The following is an 18,388-nucleotide window of genomic DNA, read 5'->3' on the forward strand; positions in this document are numbered from 1 at the left end:
GCCGCCTCACATCCGCGAATAGCCGAGGGATTCGGCCGGCATGTCGAGATAGTGCTTCAGCTCGTCATCGAGCTTGAGCAGGGTGACCGAGAAGCCGGCCATCTCTTGCACGGTGAGCCAGGTGCCGACATCCGAGCGATGCACCTCGATGCCTTCGCGATCGAGGATCTGGCGGATGCGGCGGTTGACGATCAGCATCTCCATCATCGTCGTGGCGCCGAGATTGTTGATCATCAGCGCGACCTCGTCGCCGCGCTTGAACGGCAGGTCCGACAGGAGTTTCGCCATGAGCTGGTCGGTGATCTCGTCGGCCGGCGCCATCTTCTGGCGCGACACGCCGGCCTCGCCATGCGCGCCCATGCCGATCTCGATCTCCTCGTCAGCGAGTTCGAACGCCAGCTTGCCGGTCTCGGGAATGGAGCCGGCGGCGACCGCGACGCCGATCGAGCGGACATTGGCGACCGCCTTGCGCGCCACGCGCTCGACTGCGTCCAGCGTGTCGAGTTCAGACGCGGCGGCGCCCGCGATCTTGATCATGAAAATGTCGCCGGCGATGCCGCGCCGGTCATGCGTGCGCTCCGGCGGTGCGGCGGCGACATCGTCGGTGACGCGCACGGTGCGCACCTCTATGCCGTCCTCCTCCAGCAACTCGACCGCCATGTCGAAGTTCATATTGTCGCCGGCATAGTTGCCGTAGAGGAACAGCACGCCCTTGCCGCGGTGCACGGCCTTTGCCGCTTCGTAGATGATGTCCGGCGAAGGCGCGGCGAACACTTGGCCGCACGCGGCGCCATCGCCCATGTTTTTCCCAACGAAGCCGTGGAAGACGGGCTCGTGACCGCTGCCGCCGCCGATCAGCAGCGCGACCTTGCTCTCGGGCAGGTCGGTGCGGACGATCGCCGCGTGCTTATCGAGCTTGCGGACGCGGCCGTCATTGGCCAGCACCAAGCCCTCCAGCATCTCGGCTACGACCTTCTTGGGATCGTTCAGGATCTTCTTCGGATTAGCCAATTTTCTCCTCCTCTTCCTGTCGCCGCGCATCGGGCACATGATCCAGGATCATGAACAGGATCACGCCGGCAAGCAGCACTGGAAAACCGAATACAAAAAGCCCATGCAGGAAAGGCTGGCACAGCATGGCGAAGCCGATCAGGATCAGCGCCGAGGCCAAGCGATAGAACCAGTTCTTGGTGAGGTAAGCGCTCATCGTGCCTTGCCTCCCAAATGCGAGACGCGCGCGCCGGTCTCGGCGTCGAACAGATAGCCGGCGCCGTCGGCGATGCGGAACGAACAGGCGTCGCCCTGTTTGAAGAGCATCTCGGATGGCACGACCTTGCGGAACGAGCCCGCGTCGGCGTTGACCTGCACCGCGCGTTCGAAGCCGCGGTTGTCCACCGCGTAGACCGAACCGGCATTGGCGTCGGCCGCGTCATTCGCGCCGACTTCGATGTCCTCCGGCCAGACGCCAAACAGCAGCTTGCGGCCTGGCGCCAGCCGCGCCTCGCCGAAGGCGGAAAGCGGTATCTTCTGCGCCCCGCCAGGCAGCACGCCCCAGCCATCCGCCACCGTCGCGCTGAAGAACGCCATGGACGGACTGCCGATCAGCTTGCCCACGCCCATGTTGGCCGGCAGAGCGATGATCTCGTCGATCGTGCCCGTCTGCTGGATGACGCCGCTCTCAATGATCGCCAGGCGGTCGGCGATGGCGATCGCACCGTGATAATCATGGGTGGCATAGAGCATGGTGGAGCGGTGCTGGCGATGGATTTGCCTGAGTTCGGCACGGAGGCCTTCGCGCAGCTTCAGGTCGAGCGCCGAAAGCGGCTCGTCGAGCAGGAACATCTTTGGACGGCGCACCAGTGCCCGTGCGATGGCCACACGCTGGCGTTCGCCGCCGGACAAAGTGTCCACGTCACGGTCGAGCAGATGCGAGATGCGCAAAAGCTCGGCGGTGCGGCCGACGCGCGTCCTGATCTCGGCCTCGTCCTCGCGGTAGGTCGGCGACCGCAGCGCAAAGGCGATATTGTCCTTCACGTCCAGCACAGGCAGCAGGTTGAAACCTTCGAAAACGATGGAAACGTCGCGGCCTGACGGATCGATGTCCGTGACGTCGCGTCCGGCCAGGAAAACTTTGCCGGCTTCGAGACTGAGCGAGCCAGCGGCCGAGAGCAGGGTCGAGCTTTTGCCCGCGCCCGTCGGGCCGAGCAGAGCCATGATCTCGTTATCGGGCACTTCTAGGTCGAGGCCGCGCAGCGCCCGCTTGGCGCCGTAGGATTTCTTCAGCCCTTCCAGTCTCAGCATTGGGACGCTCATGCCGCGTCCCCCGTCACGCGCCGGCCTGTCTCCGCGTCGAAGAACAGAAGTCCTTCCGGCACGAAATGCACCGCCTCGGCTGGCGTCGTCCGGTTCGGCCGCTTGTCGACGCCCTGATAGGCGTTGCCGCCGATCGAGAAATTGAAGAAGCGGTCGCGGCCGACCGAGAATACATCGTCCACGGCAAGGGAGGAGGCGATCGGGACGCCTGGCTCGACCAGATGCACGTTGAGCGGCCGCACGCCGAGCTTCAGTTTTCGCCGGCTGGTGACTGCCCATTGCGGGATGCGGTTGCGGGCGGGGGTCAGCGTGACGCCGCTGTCGCCGAGCCTCAGACCGCCGTCCACCGGCACCAGATCAATCAGGTTCATGGATGGCGAGCCAATGAACTGGCCGGCAAAGACATTCTCCGGCTCGAAGAAGATGCGGTCGGGCTCGCCGACCTGAACGATGCGCCCGTCGCTCATCAGCACAATGCGGTCGGCCAGGCTCATCGCCTCGCGCTGGTCGTGGGTGACGTAGATGGTGGTGACGTCGAGTTCTCGCTGGAGATGGCCGAGTTCCCAGCGCATCTCCTCGCGGAACTGCTCGTCGATCGCAGACAGCGGCTCATCGAGCAGGAGCACGGCCGGCTCACGGATGACGGCGCGCGCCAGCGCCACCTTCTGGCGAGCACCGGGCGGCAGGGATGCGGGATAGCGGTCGAGGTCGGCGGCGAGCCCGAAAATCCCGACGACCCAGTCGAGCTTGCGGGCGATCTCGGCGCGAGGCACGCCGCGTGCCTTGAGCGGGAAGACGATGTTCTCGCGGATCTTCAGATGCGGGTAGAGCGAGACGAACTGGAACACCATGGCGATGTTGCGCTCGCTGGCCGACATGTCGTTGACGCGCCTGCCGTCGAACAGCACGTCGCCGGACGTCGCCTTCACCAGCCCGGCGATGCAGCGCAGGGTCGTCGTCTTGCCGCAGCCGGACGGGCCGAGATAGACCACGAACTCGCCGTTCCTGACCGTCAGGTTGACGTTGTCGACCGCCTTGAAGCCGGCGAAGTCGATTGTCAGATTCTTGAGTTCTATCTCGGCCATCAGTATTTCTCGCCCATCTTGCCGAGATGGCGGACCAGGATCATCGACAGGCCGATGATGATGAACAGCAGCATGACCGCCAGTGCCGAAGCTTCGCCGGTGTAGAAATAGCTGAAGGCGGTTTTCGCCACAGCAAACGACACGGTCTCCGTGCTCGACCCCGGCCCGCCGCCGGTGAGCGCGAAGAACAGGTCGTATTGCTTGAAGCTGTCGATCAGCCTGAGGATCAGCGCGATGAACAGCACCGGCGCCGACATCGGCAGGGTGATGCGGAAGAATTTGTAGGCCGGACTTGCGCCGTCCACTTCCGCGGCCTCGTAGATGGTCTCCGGAATGCCACGGAAGGCGGCGGTGGCGAGCAGAATGATGAAGGGCGCCCACATCCAGGTGTCGGCAATCGCCGCAGCCCATAGCGCCGGTGTCGTCTGGCCGAGCCAATCGACCTTCGACAGGCCGACGACGGTCAGCAGATAGTTGATGACGCCCCATTCCGAATTCAGCATGTAGCGCCACAGAAAGCCGACGACGACCGGTGACAGCATCATCGGCATCATCAGCAGCGTGAACACAACGTCGCGGCCGCGAAAATTCTTCTGCAACTGGTAGCCGACGAAAATGCCGATCAGCATCTGCATGGCCACGCAGATGAACACGAATTTGCCGGTGAAGACGAAGCGGTCCCAGAGTTCGGGGTCGGAGAGCAGGAAGGTGTAGTTCTTCAAACCGACCGGTTTCATGCCGGCGGCGGGCCGCAGCGCCGAGAAGTTGAAGAAGGAATAATAGATCAGCGAGAAGATCGGGTAGGCGACCATGAAGATCAGGATCGCCAAAGTCGGCGACAGGAAGCCGAAGATCATCAGCCGGCCGGAGGACCGCTTCTTCAGCTCGGCCTGGCGCTTGTCGTGGGAAGCGGCGCTCATCGTCTCACCTCCGCCCCAGCACGCCGAAGGTCATGCCCATCAGCAGGTGTTTTCGGATCAGGTAGAAGAAGATCAGCACGGGGATGATCAGCACCACGCCGGCGGCGCAGATCTGAGTCCATTCGATGCCGGTGGCGCCGGCCGCCGACGAGATCTTTACGGGCAGCGTCTTGGCCTGCGTGGTGGTCAGGATCGAGGCGAAGGCGAATTCGTTCCAGGCAAAGATGAAGCAGAAGCCGGCCGAGGCCGCTATGCCGCCCTTGACCATCGGCAGCACGAGGCGCGTGAAGGCATACATGCGCGAATAGCCGTTGACGATGGCGATCTGCTCGACCTCGCGCGGCACGCCGTCGAAGAAACCCTTCATGATCCAGGTGGCGAGGCCGACATTGGCGAAGATGGCGACGAGGATCAGCCCGGTGCGCGTGTCGGCGAGACCTAGCCGCGCGAACATCAGGTGATAGAAGACAAGCACCGCCACCGGTGGCAGCATGCGGGTCGACAGCACGAAGAACATGAAGTCGCCCTTGCCCCTGAAATTGAAGCGCGAGCAGACATAGCCGGCGAGTGTGCCAAGGAAGACGGCGAGGAAGGTGCCGACCGTCGAGACCAGCACGCTGTTGACCAGCGAATCGAACACGCCGACGGCCGAGGCGCTGCCCGCCGCCGCGCCGACGCCGAAGACGCTCTGGTAGCCGGAAAAGTCCGGCGTGAAGAGCAGTTTCGGTGGCATCGAGAACAGGTCGACGCGGCTCTTCAGCGACGAGAGGATGAGCCAGAAGATAGGGCCGAGATTGTAGAAGGTGTAGGCGATAAGCAACAGCAGGAGCAGCCACCGGCCGGCGAGGTCTATGGCTGAGGTCTTGGATGTGCTCATCGAAGCAGTCCAGTTGACGATTGTGAGCCGGCGGTGCGGCCGGCTTACCCTCCCCCTTGTGGGGAGGGTCGGCGAGCGATCGGAGCGAAGCGGAGAACCGCGAGACCGGGTGGGGGTGACCTTAACTGCTCACACGAAGAGAATGTCGAGCACTTCATCAGCAACCCCCACCCCGCGTCAAAATCCTCGCGTGCCGCTCAGCTTTCTCCGCGACCCTCCCCACAAGGGGGAGGGTAAGGGGATCATTCCACCGGAACGACCTTGTCCTGGCCGACCGGGGAAATCTCCTGGTCCGGCACTTCCGGGGTCTTTTCGCCACGCTTGATCTCGTAGCCGGCGCGCTCCAGCGTGCGCTCGTTCTTCTCGGCGGCGTCCGAAAGCGCCTGCTGCACCGTCTTGGTGCCGGCAACCGCGTTCGAGACTTCCTGCTGCAGTTCATCCAGCAGTGCCGGATATTCCGGCAGGTGCCAGTAGTCGTTGAGGTAGGCAAGCGCGGTCGAGAACTGCCGGTTGTAGGAGTTCAGGCCCTGCCAGTCCGGGCTTTCCAGCACGGATTTCAGGCCGGTCTGGCAGACGGCGGCGTAGCGCTTCTGCTGCTCGGGCTGGAAATACCATTCCATGAATTTTTCGAGTTCCGGCAGCTTCTTAGAGTATTTGTTGATGCCCATCCCCTGGCCGCCAACGGAGAACTGGCGGCGGAATTTTCCGTCGCGGCCGACAGCGCCCGGAAGCACGGCGAAGGCGGTCTTGTCGGCGAACTTGTTCACCTTCGGATCGGCGTTTGAGCCGTTGAAGTAGAACCATTGCATGGCCATGGCGAGTTGGCCCTGCTGGAAGGCGGCATTGACCTCGTCAAAACCCCAGTTGCCGGAGCCGGGAGGACCGAACTTGAACATGTCGACATAGGCCTGCACACCGTCGACCGAGGCCGGCGAGTCGAGGTAGCCCTTCACTTCCATGGTGGCGGGATTGTAGAGCTCGCCGCCGAACGACCACAGGAACGAGTTGGACGCAGTGGTGGCGAAGTCGTAGTCGCGGCCGCCCATCTGGCCCCAGCCGTAAAGACCCTGGTCGGGCCGGGTGAAGAACTCGGCGATCTCCTTGGCGTCCTGATAGGTCTGCGGAACCGCGAGTTCCTTGCCGTATTTCGCCTTGAAGGCTTCCCTCTCCTTCGGATCCTCGAACAGGTCCTTGCGGTAGGTCAGGCCGTAGGCGTCCTGGTTGGCCGGCAGGCCGTAATATTCGCCAGAGCCGTCCGGATATTCGCCGTAGCGCGACAGCGAGGCCGGCGGGAAGATGTCGGCCTTCAGATAGCTCGACTTGTCGAAAATGTCGTTGAGCTTGACGGCGTGGCCGGCGAACTCGGCGGTCGACTGGCTGTCCCACATGGCGAAGTCGAAGGCGTCGCCCTGGATCGCGAATTCCGAGGCGATCTTGTCGTGCCATTGCGGTCCGTAGGGAACCAGCGCCGGCACGATCTTCACCGACTTGTCCGGATAGTCCTTGGCGATATCCATCAGCGCGTCGGCGCAGGTGCCGGCGTGCCAGACGAAGGTAAGCGTGGTCTCGGCGCGGGCCAGTCCGGCGCTCGCGGCGATCGCCGTGACGGCGACTGCAGCGGACGCAAGCAAGCGCGCGCGCTTGGCGTTGTTCATGATGCTCCTCCAGTGTTTCGCGGGCAACCGAGGTAGCTGCGAACTCTCTTCGCCCCGTCTCCTGCCCTTTCCAAACGCTAGTCAGCCTCGTTAAAAATATCAACATAAAACTTATATTTTCTCACTTTTTTTGTTACGTATGATCGAGAATGGTCGGACGAAACTCCCGAGTCATATGATGTTACGATCCCATGAAGCATTTGCCTTGATCAGGAATGCCACGCTTTATCTGATGGTTAGGCGAATCTTGACGATTTTTCCACGCAGTTGCGAATTCGCATTGCACAATGGTGGTTTTGATAATTTAACATTTTTCTTTCCCGCATCCATCAGCCATGCTAGAGGTCGCCGGCGATGAAAGCGGAGGAGGAGGCCGCCGACATGTTCGAGCCGGACGGCGACATGCAGCACCTGTCCAAGGCCGACCAGCGCCGCGCCGAGATCATAAGGCTGCTGATGGAAAGCCCGTCGGTGCAGATAAAGGATCTGGCGACGCGCCTCGACGTCAGCCTGATGACCATCCACCGCGACTTGAACGACCTACAGAACCAGGGGCTGGTACGGCGGCTGCGCGGTTCGGTGTCGGCGGAAAAATCGATGCTGTTCGAAAGCAGCTATCTCTATCGCGCCCGCCAGCACGTCAGCGAGAAGCGAAAGCTGGCGCGCGCCGCGATTGCCCATATCGAACCCGGCAACGCCATCGTCTGGGACGACAGTTCCACCACGTTCCATGTCACCGAATTCATCGAGCAGGTGGCGCCGGTGACGATCATCACCAATGCGCTTCCCGTGCTGGAAAAGCTGCGCGAAGCGGCCGAGATCGACCTGATCGCGCTCGGCGGCAAATATCATCGCGCCTATAACGGCTTCTTCGGCCTAGCCTGCGAGCGCTCGATCCGCTCCTACCGGGTGGATGTGGCGCTGATGTCGACCACCACCATCCAGGGCCTGTCGATGTTTACGCAGGACGAGCAGGTGCTGCGCGCAAAACAGGCGATGATCGAGATTGCCCGAAAACGCATCCTGCTGGTCGACGAGAGCAAATTCCATTTCTCCGCGCTCAACCACGTCGCCGACCTGTCGGCCTTCGACGTGGTGCTGATCTCAAGCTCCGTCGAACAGTCGATCATCGCACAGCTGCGTGATGGCGGCGTCAAACTGCAACTGGTCTAGGCCCGGCTCTTGGCGGGCGGCAATCGAAGGAAACACCATGTCGGAAACCGGTAAGGCGCGCCGCCTAGCGCGCATGTTCAACGCGCGGTCGGGACGTATGCTCTGCCTGGCCTTCGACCATGGCATGCAGGTCGGCACCGTTCCAGGCACGGAGGATCCGGCGCGGGTGCTCGATGCGGCGGCGGAGGCCGGCGTCGACGCGGTGATCCTCAATCCCGGCATGATGGTCCGCCACGGCCATCGGCTCGCCGGCGGGCCGGCGGTCATCCTGCGCATTGACCAGACGACCATGTGGCGGCACGGCACGCCGAGCGGCTATCCCGACACGCACAACCGGCTCGTCTCCTCGGTCGAGGAGGCAGTGTCGATGGGCGCCGAGGCTGTCATCACCTACCTCTTCACCTGCAACAACCGGCCGGAAGAGGAAACGCGCACGTTCGAGATCTGCGGCGCGGTCGCTGCTGCCTGCCGCAGATGGGGCATGGTCCATGTCATCGAGGCGATGGCCGCCAAGGGCGGCTTCGCGCGTCACGACGATCCGGACGTCATCTCGCTCAACTGCCGCATGGCAGGCGAGATCGGCGCCGACATTATCAAGACCGACTGGTGCGCCGATAAAACGCGTTTCTCGGCGATCGCCACGCAGTCGCTGGCGCCGATCGCCATCGCCGGCGGGCCGGCCCGCGCCGGGATCGAAGCGGTCGCGGACTATGCGCGCGCCGTCATCGCCTCCGGCGCGAAAGGCCTGATGTTCGGCCGCAATGTCTTCGAGCAGGACGATATGAAGGCGACGCTACGCCTGCTGCGCGAGATCGTTCACGGCTAGGGCAGGCGAGCGCTTCGGTTCAAATACCAATGTAGCGGCTTCGCGCCGGTTTCTGATCCGGCCCATTCCGGCCTGATTCTCGACTGACCTCGGACCGCTTCACCACCGTTTCCACCGACGCCGATCCAAACGCTCAGCCTTCTGGTCACGCGCCGGACAGGCCGGCTCCTGTTTTTCGGCTGTCATCCATGACCGGCATATTGCCGACCGGTTCCCACCCATGGGCAGTCGGCGAGGTCGGATCGGCATGAAGAAGCAGATCATCTGCATCAACTGGGGCACAAAATACGGCCCGGTCTACATCAATCGCCTCTACGGCATGGTGGCGCGCAACATAACGCCTCCCTTCACCTTCACATGCTTCACCGACAACGACCAAGGCGTGCGTCCAGAAGTGCGCTGCGAGCCGTTGCCACCGCTGAACGCCGAACTGCCAAAACATTCGCGCGGCATCTGGGGCAAGGCAAGATTGTGGAATGCCGAACTGGCCGATCTCGAGGGTCCGGTGCTTTTCCTCGACCTCGACCTTCTGGTGACGGGTTCGCTCGACGACTTCTTCAGCCGGGGTGACCCAGACGACGTCATCCTCGCGGTCAATCCGGTGCGCCCGCTTGAGCGGCTCGGCCAGACCTCCATATACCGCTTCCCCGTCGGCAAACTGCTGCCGCTGCTCAAGGCATTCGAGGCGGATTCGCTCGGGATCGCCGCGCGTTATGAATTCGAGCAACGCTTCGTGACCCGCAATGCGCCCGGCGGCATCAAATTCTGGCCGCGCGCCTGGGTAAGATTGTTCCGGCATGACCTGATCCCGGCATTTCCCCGCAACTATTTCGAAGCGCCGCGCCTGCCGCGCGATGCGAAGGTCGTACTGTTTGCCGGACATCTCAATCCGCCGGAGGCGGTATCAGGCCGATGGACGAAAAGAAGCGAGGCCAGGAGCCCGGCTCAGCACATCGCCGCGACTTTTTCCGGGCAACGCCGTGAAAGCGTGGTCAGGCACCTCGGCCACTACTTCCGGCCGGCCGGCTGGATCGCTGAGCACTGGCGCGAATAAGGATTCGTCCGGAGCCTTGCTTCCGAGGCAGAGGCGCTAAGTTCAACCCGCTCCGGCCCGGATAGCGGCAGCCCTACAGCAATCCCGCCTTCTCGGCCTCAATGCGAAGATTCTGGCGCGGGCGCGGGCCGATCTGCTGGATGACGAGGCCCGCGGCCAGCGAACCAAGGTCGCCACAGTGCTGCAGGTCGCGGCCGGTCGTATAGCCGTAGAGGAAACCGGCGGCGTAGAGGTCGCCAGCGCCGGTGGTGTCCACGATCTCGCGGACGGGAATAGGCTTCACGACAACCGTCTCGTCGCCGCGCACTATCACCGAGCCTTTTTCCGAGCGGGTGACCGCCGCGATCCGGCAATCCCGGCGGATCAAGTCCAGGGCTGTCTCGAAGGAGCTCGTCTGGTACAGCGACTTGATCTCATGGCTGTTGGCGAAAACGATGTCGACCGTGCCCGACCGCATCAGGTCGAGGAATTCGCCGCGATAGCGGTCGACGCAGAAGGAATCGGACAAGGTCATCGACACCTCGCGTCCCGCCTCGTGCGCCAGCCGCGCGGTCATGCGGATCGCGTCCTTGGCACGCGGCGGGTCCCACAGATAACCTTCGAAATAGGTGACCAGCGCGCCCTTGGCCTTTTCCGGCTCGACGTCCTCGGGTCCGAGTTCGACGCAGGCGCCGAGATAGGTGTTCATCGAGCGCTCGCCGTCGGGCGTCACGAAGATCATCGAGCGCGCGGTCGGCGGCGGTCCCTGGAGAGGTTTTGTGTCGAAGGCGACGCCCTGGGCGCGGATGTCGTGGTAGTAGATCTCGCCAAGTGTGTCTTCCGCCACCTTGCCGAAGAACGCCGCGCGGCCGCCAAAACTGGCGATGCCGGCGGCCGTGTTGCCGGCGCTGCCGCCCGACGCCTCGATCGCCGGCCCCATGCGCTCATAGAGCAGGTTGGCGCGGTCGGTGTCGATGAGATTCATCGCCGCCTTGATGATGCCGTTCTCCGCGAGGAACGCCTCGTCGGCTTGCGCTATGATGTCGACGATCGCGTTGCCGATGCACAGCACATCGTATTGGCTCATGAAGGAACTCCGGCGGGCAAATCCTCGGCGTTCTTGCACAGGCAGCGCGGCCCGGTCCAGAGAAGGAGTGCCGCGCTGCGCAAGTTTCTTGCCGGCGCGGCCTGCAATCCCCATGTCGATCGCACTATGACGCCGAACATCATGGAGACCGGCACAGCATGATCCTCGATTCCGCCCGCGCCGCTGCGGGCCATCTGTTCAGTGCGCCATTCCGCGGGGTGTTCCTGAAGACGCTCGGGTTGACGTTGCTTGCGCTCGTCGCGCTGTGGTTCGGCATGGCCGCATTGTTCGAATGGCTGGCCTGGCCTTGGCTGGACGCCCTGTTGCCTGGCCTGCCCAGTTGGGCCGGTTGGCTGGGCGTGGTCGCGGCAATCGTCGCCGGCATCGGGCTGGCGCTGGGGCTCGCCCTGCTGATCGCGCCGGTGACGGCTGTTGTCGCCGGTTTCTTCCTCGACGATGTCGCCGAACTGGTGGAGCGCAGCGAATATCCATCGGACCCGCCAGGCCGCCCGATACCCGCGCTTGCCAGCATAGTGCTGTCGCTCAAGTTTTTCGGCATCGTGATCGTCGGCAACCTGCTGGCGCTGTTGCTGCTGCTGGTGCCGGGGGTCAACATCGGCGCCTTCTTCGTCGTCAACGGCTACCTGATCGGCCGCGAGTTCTTCGAATTCGCCGCCATGCGCTTCCGTTCCGAAGCCGAGGCGAAGGCGTTGAGGCGGCGCAACGCCGGCACGGTTTTTCTCGCCGGCCTGGTCATCGCCGCCTTCATGGCCGTGCCGTTGCTCAACCTCCTGTCGCCGTTGTTCGCCTGCGCCATGATGGTGCATCTGCACAAGGCGGTGGCTGCCGAGGAACGGCGGCGGGGCTGAGCAGGCCGGCTTCGCCAGCGGACGGGCAACGGTATTGTCTGACGGCACGGAACAGGGCAAACGCCGGGGACAGTTTACTTTTTCCGTCTGCGCCAGCCTTGAAGCGGCTGCGCCGTTCTGCGGAAAAAGTAAACTGTCCCCTGCATGTAGCCGCCCGCGCCGCCGGGCCGCGAAAAAGTCCGCGCCGGCAATCGACCTTCGCTTTTCGTCCGTCAGGCCGCCGTCAAGACGTATTCCGCCGCGGCGGCTGCAGCGCGTAGTAGGCCATCGCGTTGGCATGCGCCAGAATCTCGTCGACCTCGCGGATGTTTTTGCGTTTCGGAACATCCGGATCGAAACGCGGCAATCTTCCGCCGGGCGGACGGCCGCGCCGCAGCGGCGAAAAACGCCGGAAGCGGACCGGACCCGGCTTGCCGCCTGCCGCCGCCGCGTCGCGGGCCGCTTTGTCGCGTGCAAGGCCTGCGTCGTTGCGCGCCTTCCAGCGGGCGAAACGCTGCGCCTGGCCGGGCAGATCGTCGAGTGCCTGACCCAGCGCATCCAGCCTGAGCGTCAGCTTTGCCGCATTCATCGGATCGTTCTGCGATGGCGGCGGCGGCAGGGGGATGCGTGGCGCATCGTCGTCGAGTGACCGGATGCGCGGCACGGCACGCGCCGGCACATAGTTGCGGCGGATGCGGAAGGGATATTTCAGAGGATCGAGCAGCGAAAGGTTTTGTCCGCGCGGGCGAGATGCGCGCCGTTCGGCAGCTTTCCGCTCGGCTTCATAGCGGGCAAAGTCTGCCTTCGACAGATTGACGGCGAGGCCGAGGCGGCGCATGGCGGCCACCGTGTCGGAAATTTTTGGCTTGAGCTTTCGCGGACGAAACGGCGGCAAGGTGACCACGATGCCTTGCGCCGCCGCGATGATGAGGCGCCGGGCGGCGGATTCGGCCGGGCGCAGCAGCAGAAGAATGGCGCGATAGAGGTGGCGCGGCAGGCAGAGCGCCGCGGACGGTTTTTTCCGCCCCGCCCGTCCCTGCCTTGGGGCGACGGCGGCCTCCCCGAGCACCAGGGACAGCGGCCTGCCGTACCCCATCTCGGCCATGCCGACCAGCGTCAGCACGATGTGCTTCAGCGCTCCCCGGTATCGCTCGATTGTCGCACTCGCGTCTCCAAACTCCACCGCCGCCTCCTTCGGATAAGGCCGACATTCAATATAGAACATATCAGGAACAAACGCAAAGGTCCTAAGAAAATAATCCTTGATGGCGGGCGAATGACGAGCCTGCCATCGCCGCCGACACAACACATTGAAAAGGCTTGATTTTTCGAGAGGCGGCGGCCTGCGTCAGGGGCTTCACGGCCAGGGCGTAAGGCCGTTCGAAAGGAATGTCATGCTTGTAAAGCCAAGCAGAAACAGATGGTTAGCTGCAACCCGCGTGGATTTTCGCGAAACAAGCATGACCAAGCGGGCTGACAAAAGCCGCGATCGGGACAACCCGTGGCGCCGGGCATCGTATGACAAGCGGCGGCTTCCGTCGCCTCTTACCATCCCTGCCCTTGCCCCGGTCATGTTCACGTATCCTGGATTTTGGCTGCGGCTCGCCGGTCATACGGCGCAGCAGATTCCGCACCGGCTTTGTAGCTTCGAATCCGAGGCATGGATTCCCGACACTCTCCGCTCGCTGCGCTCGCTCACGAGGTCGGGAATGACGACAGTCATGGTCTGCCTTAGCTAATCTCCGACGTTGACGCTTCGCTGAAACGGAAGACATCGACGATTAGCTGAAACGGCCCGTGAGTGTCGTCATTCCCGACCTCGTGAGCGAGCGAAGCGAGCGGAGAGTGTCGGGAATCCATGCCTCGATGGTGGCCGAATCAGAGCCGATGCAGAAAGTCTTCCTCCGTACGCCGGTTGAAACCCGATCGTGAAATGTGTGAATCCGATAGCCGTAAAGGACGGGGAGAAGGGACAAGCGGCCACGTTGCGGCCAGCCTCCTTCTTCCCGTCCTTCACGGGGAGAAGGTGCCCGAAGGGCGGGTCCGAAGGACGGGCGGCGCGACGGTCAAGGCAAGCACCCACTGGTACAATTGCCTCGGCCGTGCCGTCCGTCGGCGAAACCGGCACCACCCGATCAGCTTCTGCTGGAAAACAGCGTCACCAGCTCGGCAAAGGACATGCCGTCGCGAGAAAATTCGAACGAGCCTTTTTCGAGGATTTCCGTTGCCGCCCGCCGGACCGCGCCGAAGGCGTGGTTGGTGAGCTTCGAGCCCAGCGAGATGCGCTTGACGCCGGCTTCCGCCAGTTCAGCCACGGTGAGCCCCGGCACGGCGAGAAAGTTGACCGGGCGTGGTACCGCCGAACAGATCGTCCGCACCGTCTCTATGTCAGAAATGCCGGGCGCATAGACCACGTCCGCTCCGGCCGTGGCGAAGGCCTGCAGGCGCTTGATGGTGTCGTCGAGGTCTTTTCGGCCCCAGAGGAAATTCTCCGCCCGCGCCGTGAAGACAAAACCGTGCTTGACCGCCCGCGCCGCCTCGGCCGCGGCGGCGACCCGCTCGACGGCAAGCGAGAATTCGTAGATCGGATCGCCGGCGTCGCTGGTATGGTCCTCGATCGAACAGCCGGCCAGCCCGGCCGCCTCGGCGGCAAAAATGGTCTCGGCCGCGCTGTCCGGGCTGTCGCCCTTGCCCTTTTCGAGATCGGCGTTGACCGGCAGGGACACCGATCCGACGATGTCGCGGCAATGCGCGATCATCGCCTCGAAGCCGACCGCGCCGTCAACCAGGCCGCGCGAGAAGGCGAAGCCGGCACTAGTGGTCGCCAGCGCCTTGAAGCCCAGCGATTCCAGCAGTTTCGCCGTGCCGGGGTCCCACGGATTGGGCATCACGAAGGCGCCAGCCGCCTGATGAAGGTCCCGGAAAATTCTGCCTTTGTCCATGATCGCACCTGTTGTGCCGGAAAACCGACCGTCGGGCGATCCTACCGCGTGTCGGCGGCGGGGCAAAGCAGGATCGACGGAAGGAACGTGGCTCGGCCTATTCAGAGAGTCGGCCCGTTCATGCAAGACGACCGTGGCTCAAGCCGTTCCCGTCGAACCGAAGCCGCCAGCGCCGCGCAGCGTGTCGCCGGCGAGGTCGCGTTCCTCTATCGCGGCGCGCGTCACCGGCGCTATGACCAGTTGCGCAATGCGCATGCCGCGCGTCACGGTGAAATCATAGTCGCCGAGATTGATCAGCAGCACCTTCACCTCGCCGCGATAATCCCAGTCGATGGTGCCCGGCGTGTTGAGGCAGGTGATGCCGTGCTTGAACGCCAATCCGGATCGAGGCCGTACCTGACCCTCGAAATTTTCGGGAATCTCCAGGATCAGGCCGGTCGGCACCAGCGCCCGCTTGCCCGGCAGGATGAGGATCGGCCGGTCGTCAGCGACCGCGGCGCGCAGGTCCATGCCGGCGGCGCCGGCGCTCTCATAGGCCGGCAGGTCGAGGCCATGGGCGTGCGGCAGGCGGACAACGCCGACAAGCGGGGCAGGCTGGGATGTGGTCATGAGCGCGATCTATCGGGCGGACGTGCCGGGCGTCAATCGCCAGCAACGGCGTTCACCTGATTTCCACCGGCACGACAGTCGTCTCACGGATCTCCTCCATGACGAAGGAGGCCGAGACGTCGTTGAGCGGCACCTTGGCGATCAGCCGCTGGTAGAGCCGGTCATAGGCTTTCACGTCGGCGACGCGCGCCCGCAGCACATAATCGAGGTCGCCTGACATACGGTAGACGCCGGTGATCTCCGGCAGGCTGGTCACGGCGGCACGGAAGCGCGTCAGCCATTCGGGATCGTGGTGCGAAGTGCGCACCAGGATGAAAACGGAGAGACCGAGGCCGAGTTTTTCCGCATCGACCAGGGCCACGCGGCCGGTGATGACGCCTTCGTCCTCCAGCCGGCGGATGCGCCGCCAGCAGGCATTGCGCGACAGGTTCACGCGTTCCGAAACATCGTCGACCGACAGCATGGCGTCGCGCTGCAGCTCGGCGAGGATGCGGCGGTCGATGGCGTCGAGTTCAGTCGTCATTTTTGGGATGATTGTCCCAATGCGAGCGCGTTGCAAGGGACGGATTGGGACAAAATCTCCTGGAGATGAGGTAAGATTGGGATAATCGGACAACAATGAGGGAACCGCAGCCATGACCACCCGCATCGCCAGACTGTTCGTCGAGCACCCCGCCTCGGTCGACGAGACCTATTTCGGCCACATGGCCTTCGCCGCGTGGTTCTCGTCAAGACTGTTCATGGCCGCAGGCGCGGCGATCGTTCATGCTTTCTTACCCTTCCTTTTCGAAACTACGGCGAGCCGAATCGTCCGCGAGCTTGCCGAACGGACGCATAACAGGCGCGCCAAGGCTTGAGCACGAGCCTCAGCCCGCGAGAGGGGATATTCAGATGTGCCGCTGGGCGGCCTATATCGGGCCGGAACTGTTTCTCGAGGACATCGTCACCGCGCCCTGCCATTCGCTGATCGCGCAGAGCCACAATGCGCTGGAGGCCAAGACGCCGACCAATGGCGACGGTTTCGGCATCGCCTGGTACGGCGAGCGCGACGAGCCCGGCCTCTATCGCGACATCCTGCCCGCCTGGTCCGATCCCAATCTGAAAAGCCTGTGCCGGCAGATTCGCTCCGGCCTTTTTCTCGCGCATGTGCGGGCATCCACCGGCGGCTCGACCAGCCGCACCAACTGCCATCCCTTCGCGGTCGGACGTTGGGCCTTCATGCACAACGGCCAGATCGGCGGGTTCGAGCAGTTGCGGCGCCGGCTGGAGGCAAGCCTGCCCGACACGCTCTATGAGCGGATCGACGGCACGACCGATTCCGAGTTGTTCTTCCTGATGATGATCGAGGAAGGCCTCGACGCCGACCCGCAACGCGCGGCCGAGCGCGCAGCCATGCGGGTGATCGGAGCGGCGCGCGCCGCCGGCATCGAGCCGCATCTGCGGCTGACGGCGGCCTTCAGCGACGGCACGGCGCTGCATGCCATTCGCTATGCCACCGACGCCTTCGCACCGACGCTCTACACGGCCGAGTTCAAGAAATCGGGTGGGCGCTGCGTGGTCTCCGAACCGTTCGACCGCGAGGGGCCGAACTGGCAGGCGATCCCGCCGTCGAGTTTTGTCACCATCACTGATGCGGGAGTCGCCATCCGCCCCTTCGCGCCGGCCGAACCGGCAAGGCTGGCGCTGGCCGTCTGACCAGCTATTCGGTTTTCGCGGCGGGCTTGTAAAGCAGTTCCGGCCCGGCGTCGGTAATCAAACGCTTGCCGCACAGCGCCAGCGTCACGTCCAGTTCCTTGCGGATGATGCTGAGCGCCAGCGTCACGCCATCCTTGCCGCCGGCCCCGAGGCCGTAGAGGAAAGGCCGGCCGATATGGGTGCCCTTGGCGCCGAGGCAGAGCGCCTTCAGCACATCCTGGCCGGAGCGGATGCCGCCGTCGACATGCACCTCGATCCGGTCGCCGACCGCCTCGACGATCTCCGGCAACACCGAGATGCTTGACGGCGCGCCGTCAAGCTGGCGGCCGCCGTGGTTGGAGACGATGATGGCGTCCGCCCCGGTCGCCGCCGCCAGGCGGGCGTCCTCGGCATCAAGGATGCCCTTCAGGATCAGCTTGCCGCCCCAGCGCTGCTTGATCCACTCCACATCTTTCCAGGACAGTTGCGGGTCGAACTGCTCGGCCGTCCAGGACGAAAGCGACGACATGTCGCCGACGCCCTTGGCATGGCCGACGATGTTGCCGAAGGTGCGGCGTTTGGTGCCCAGCATGGCAAAACACCAGCGCGGGCGGATCGCCATGTCGAGCATGTTGAGCAAGGTCAGCTTCGGCGGGGCCGACAGGCCGTTGCGGATGTCCTTGTGGCGCTGGCCGAGGATCTGCAGGTCCAGCGTCAGCACCAGCGCGGAGCACTTCGCCGCCTTGGCGCGGTCGATGAGGTTGAGCACGAAATCCTTGTCGCGCATGACGTAGAGCTGGAACCAGAACGGCTTTTTCGTCACCGAGGCGACGTCCTCGATCGAGCAGATGCTCATGGTCGACAGCGTGAACGGCACGCCGAATTCCTCCGCCGCTTGCGCGGCCAGCATCTCGCCGTCGGCGTGCTGCATGCCGGTCAGTCCGGTCGGGGCCAGCGCCACCGGCATCGACACTTTTTCGCCGATCATGGTTGATTCCAGCGAGCGGTTGGTCATGTCGACCAGCACACGCTGGCGGAATTTTATCTTGGCGAAATCCTCCTCGTTGGCGCGGTAGGTGCTCTCCGTCCAGGCGCCAGAATCGGCGTAGTCGAAGAACATGCGCGGCACGCGGCGGCGGGCGACTTCCTTGAGATCGGCGATTTCGAGCGACGGCTTCATCGGCAGGCCTTGAGCATTCGGATTTCGGACGGCGTTCCCGGCAAGGTGAGCGGCGACCGACGTAACGCTCTTCGCTCGGGAAGTCGATGCCGGAATGTCGGACTCGGGGGGAGGACGCAGAGGCTTGACAGAAGGGGGCGTACGACTTCTTTTCCCCAAAAAGCAA

Annotated in this window: 19 protein-coding genes; 6 read left to right on the plus strand and 13 right to left on the minus strand. The window is 63.8% G+C overall.

Going from position 1 to position 18,388, the window contains the following annotated elements:
* Positions 1-6: 6 nt before the first annotated feature.
* From ACH196_RS26790 to ACH196_RS26820, 7 genes are all read right to left on the minus strand, one after another.
* A complete protein-coding gene (locus ACH196_RS26790) occupies positions 7-1,011 on the minus strand; it encodes a dihydroxyacetone kinase subunit DhaK (protein ID WP_396647664.1) in 1,005 nt (334 codons plus the stop codon).
* Positions 1,004-1,207 carry a hypothetical protein gene (locus tag ACH196_RS26795; protein ID WP_396647665.1) on the minus strand — a complete coding sequence of 68 codons (204 nt, stop codon included), beginning with the start codon at positions 1,205-1,207 and terminating at the stop codon, positions 1,004-1,006. Before ACH196_RS26795 ends, ACH196_RS26790 begins: the two co-directional genes overlap by 8 nt.
* The gene (locus ACH196_RS26800) at positions 1,204-2,313 is read right to left on the minus strand and encodes an ABC transporter ATP-binding protein (protein ID WP_396647666.1); all 1,110 of its coding nucleotides are present in this window, start codon (positions 2,311-2,313) and stop codon (positions 1,204-1,206) included. The genes ACH196_RS26795 and ACH196_RS26800 overlap by 4 nt, the downstream gene beginning before the upstream one ends.
* Complete coding sequence (locus ACH196_RS26805; protein ID WP_396647667.1) at positions 2,310-3,398, minus strand: ABC transporter ATP-binding protein; 1,089 nt, start codon at positions 3,396-3,398, stop codon at positions 2,310-2,312. Before ACH196_RS26805 ends, ACH196_RS26800 begins: the two co-directional genes overlap by 4 nt.
* Positions 3,398-4,318, minus strand: coding sequence for a carbohydrate ABC transporter permease (locus tag ACH196_RS26810; RefSeq protein WP_396647668.1), 921 nt, complete (start codon positions 4,316-4,318; stop codon positions 3,398-3,400). Before ACH196_RS26810 ends, ACH196_RS26805 begins: the two co-directional genes overlap by 1 nt.
* Positions 4,319-4,322: 4 nt before the next feature.
* On the minus strand, positions 4,323-5,195 hold the full coding sequence (locus ACH196_RS26815) for a carbohydrate ABC transporter permease (protein WP_396647669.1): 873 nt from the start codon (positions 5,193-5,195) through the stop codon (positions 4,323-4,325).
* Positions 5,196-5,437: 242 nt separating this feature from the next.
* Positions 5,438-6,850 carry an ABC transporter substrate-binding protein gene (locus tag ACH196_RS26820; RefSeq protein WP_396647670.1) on the minus strand — a complete coding sequence of 471 codons (1,413 nt, stop codon included), beginning with the start codon at positions 6,848-6,850 and terminating at the stop codon, positions 5,438-5,440.
* A gap of 354 nt (positions 6,851-7,204) precedes the next feature.
* Here ACH196_RS26820 and ACH196_RS26825 point away from each other — a divergent pair, with 354 nt between their 5' ends.
* The 3 genes from ACH196_RS26825 (at position 7,205) to ACH196_RS26835 (ending at position 9,903) form a co-directional block, all read left to right on the plus strand.
* Positions 7,205-8,023 carry a DeoR/GlpR family DNA-binding transcription regulator gene (locus ACH196_RS26825; protein WP_396647671.1) on the plus strand — a complete coding sequence of 273 codons (819 nt, stop codon included), beginning with the start codon at positions 7,205-7,207 and terminating at the stop codon, positions 8,021-8,023.
* 37 nt (positions 8,024-8,060) lie between these two features.
* Positions 8,061-8,849, plus strand: a complete 789-nt coding sequence (locus tag ACH196_RS26830; RefSeq protein ID WP_396647672.1) for a class I fructose-bisphosphate aldolase — start codon at positions 8,061-8,063, stop codon at positions 8,847-8,849.
* Positions 8,850-9,069: 220 nt separating this feature from the next.
* Complete coding sequence (locus ACH196_RS26835; protein WP_396647673.1) at positions 9,070-9,903, plus strand: glycosyl transferase; 834 nt, start codon at positions 9,070-9,072, stop codon at positions 9,901-9,903.
* Between the two features lie 73 nt (positions 9,904-9,976).
* On the opposite strand, the gene ACH196_RS26840 is transcribed toward ACH196_RS26835, so the two are convergent.
* Positions 9,977-10,969 carry an adenosine kinase gene (locus ACH196_RS26840; RefSeq protein WP_396647674.1) on the minus strand — a complete coding sequence of 331 codons (993 nt, stop codon included), beginning with the start codon at positions 10,967-10,969 and terminating at the stop codon, positions 9,977-9,979.
* A gap of 158 nt (positions 10,970-11,127) precedes the next feature.
* On the opposite strand from ACH196_RS26840, the gene ACH196_RS26845 reads away from it, so the two are divergent.
* Positions 11,128-11,838, plus strand: a complete 711-nt coding sequence (locus ACH196_RS26845) for a sulfate transporter family protein (protein ID WP_396647675.1) — start codon at positions 11,128-11,130, stop codon at positions 11,836-11,838.
* Between the two features lie 223 nt (positions 11,839-12,061).
* Here ACH196_RS26845 and ACH196_RS26850 read toward each other — a convergent pair whose 3' ends face one another.
* The 4 genes from ACH196_RS26850 to ACH196_RS26865 form a co-directional block, all read right to left on the minus strand.
* Complete coding sequence (locus ACH196_RS26850; RefSeq protein ID WP_396647676.1) at positions 12,062-13,000, minus strand: hypothetical protein; 939 nt, start codon at positions 12,998-13,000, stop codon at positions 12,062-12,064.
* A gap of 952 nt (positions 13,001-13,952) precedes the next feature.
* Complete coding sequence (locus ACH196_RS26855) at positions 13,953-14,759, minus strand: oxaloacetate decarboxylase (protein WP_396647677.1); 807 nt, start codon at positions 14,757-14,759, stop codon at positions 13,953-13,955.
* Positions 14,760-14,897: 138 nt separating this feature from the next.
* Complete coding sequence (gene dut, locus ACH196_RS26860; RefSeq protein ID WP_396647678.1) at positions 14,898-15,368, minus strand: dUTP diphosphatase; 471 nt, start codon at positions 15,366-15,368, stop codon at positions 14,898-14,900.
* A gap of 52 nt (positions 15,369-15,420) precedes the next feature.
* Entirely contained in the window at positions 15,421-15,891 is a 471-nt protein-coding gene (locus tag ACH196_RS26865; RefSeq protein WP_396647679.1) for an Lrp/AsnC family transcriptional regulator, read from the minus strand.
* Positions 15,892-16,003: 112 nt separating this feature from the next.
* Here ACH196_RS26865 and ACH196_RS26870 point away from each other — a divergent pair, with 112 nt between their 5' ends.
* The gene (locus ACH196_RS26870) at positions 16,004-16,225 is read left to right on the plus strand and encodes a DUF6356 family protein (RefSeq protein ID WP_396647680.1); all 222 of its coding nucleotides are present in this window, start codon (positions 16,004-16,006) and stop codon (positions 16,223-16,225) included.
* Between the two features lie 34 nt (positions 16,226-16,259).
* A complete protein-coding gene (locus ACH196_RS26875) occupies positions 16,260-17,063 on the plus strand; it encodes a class II glutamine amidotransferase (protein ID WP_396647681.1) in 804 nt (267 codons plus the stop codon).
* A gap of 4 nt (positions 17,064-17,067) precedes the next feature.
* Here ACH196_RS26875 and ACH196_RS26880 read toward each other — a convergent pair whose 3' ends face one another.
* On the minus strand, positions 17,068-18,222 hold the full coding sequence (locus ACH196_RS26880; protein WP_396647682.1) for an L-lactate dehydrogenase: 1,155 nt from the start codon (positions 18,220-18,222) through the stop codon (positions 17,068-17,070).
* Between the last annotated feature and the right edge of the window lie 166 nt (positions 18,223-18,388).

The sequence above is a fragment of the Mesorhizobium sp. IMUNJ 23232 genome (genome assembly GCF_044326205.1).
Lineage (GTDB): Bacteria > Pseudomonadota > Alphaproteobacteria > Rhizobiales > Rhizobiaceae > Kumtagia.

Coding starts and splice junctions, on each gene's coding strand:
- ACH196_RS26795 (WP_396647665.1), bottom strand. CDS start 1,207: ATGAGCGCTTACCTCACCAAGAACTGGTTCTATCGCTTGGCCTCGGCG.
- ACH196_RS26800 (WP_396647666.1), bottom strand. CDS start 2,313: ATGAGCGTCCCAATGCTGAGACTGGAAGGGCTGAAGAAATCCTACGGC.
- ACH196_RS26805 (WP_396647667.1), bottom strand. CDS start 3,398: ATGGCCGAGATAGAACTCAAGAATCTGACAATCGACTTCGCCGGCTTC.
- ACH196_RS26810 (WP_396647668.1), bottom strand. CDS start 4,318: ATGAGCGCCGCTTCCCACGACAAGCGCCAGGCCGAGCTGAAGAAGCGG.
- ACH196_RS26815 (WP_396647669.1), bottom strand. CDS start 5,195: ATGAGCACATCCAAGACCTCAGCCATAGACCTCGCCGGCCGGTGGCTG.
- ACH196_RS26820 (WP_396647670.1), bottom strand. CDS start 6,850: ATGAACAACGCCAAGCGCGCGCGCTTGCTTGCGTCCGCTGCAGTCGCC.
- ACH196_RS26825 (WP_396647671.1), top strand. CDS start 7,205: ATGAAAGCGGAGGAGGAGGCCGCCGACATGTTCGAGCCGGACGGCGAC.
- ACH196_RS26830 (WP_396647672.1), top strand. CDS start 8,061: ATGTCGGAAACCGGTAAGGCGCGCCGCCTAGCGCGCATGTTCAACGCG.
- ACH196_RS26835 (WP_396647673.1), top strand. CDS start 9,070: ATGGGCAGTCGGCGAGGTCGGATCGGCATGAAGAAGCAGATCATCTGC.
- ACH196_RS26840 (WP_396647674.1), bottom strand. CDS start 10,969: ATGAGCCAATACGATGTGCTGTGCATCGGCAACGCGATCGTCGACATC.
- ACH196_RS26845 (WP_396647675.1), top strand. CDS start 11,128: ATGATCCTCGATTCCGCCCGCGCCGCTGCGGGCCATCTGTTCAGTGCG.
- ACH196_RS26855 (WP_396647677.1), bottom strand. CDS start 14,759: ATGGACAAAGGCAGAATTTTCCGGGACCTTCATCAGGCGGCTGGCGCC.
- dut (WP_396647678.1), bottom strand. CDS start 15,368: ATGACCACATCCCAGCCTGCCCCGCTTGTCGGCGTTGTCCGCCTGCCG.
- ACH196_RS26865 (WP_396647679.1), bottom strand. CDS start 15,891: ATGACGACTGAACTCGACGCCATCGACCGCCGCATCCTCGCCGAGCTG.
- ACH196_RS26870 (WP_396647680.1), top strand. CDS start 16,004: ATGACCACCCGCATCGCCAGACTGTTCGTCGAGCACCCCGCCTCGGTC.
- ACH196_RS26875 (WP_396647681.1), top strand. CDS start 16,260: ATGTGCCGCTGGGCGGCCTATATCGGGCCGGAACTGTTTCTCGAGGAC.
- ACH196_RS26880 (WP_396647682.1), bottom strand. CDS start 18,222: ATGAAGCCGTCGCTCGAAATCGCCGATCTCAAGGAAGTCGCCCGCCGC.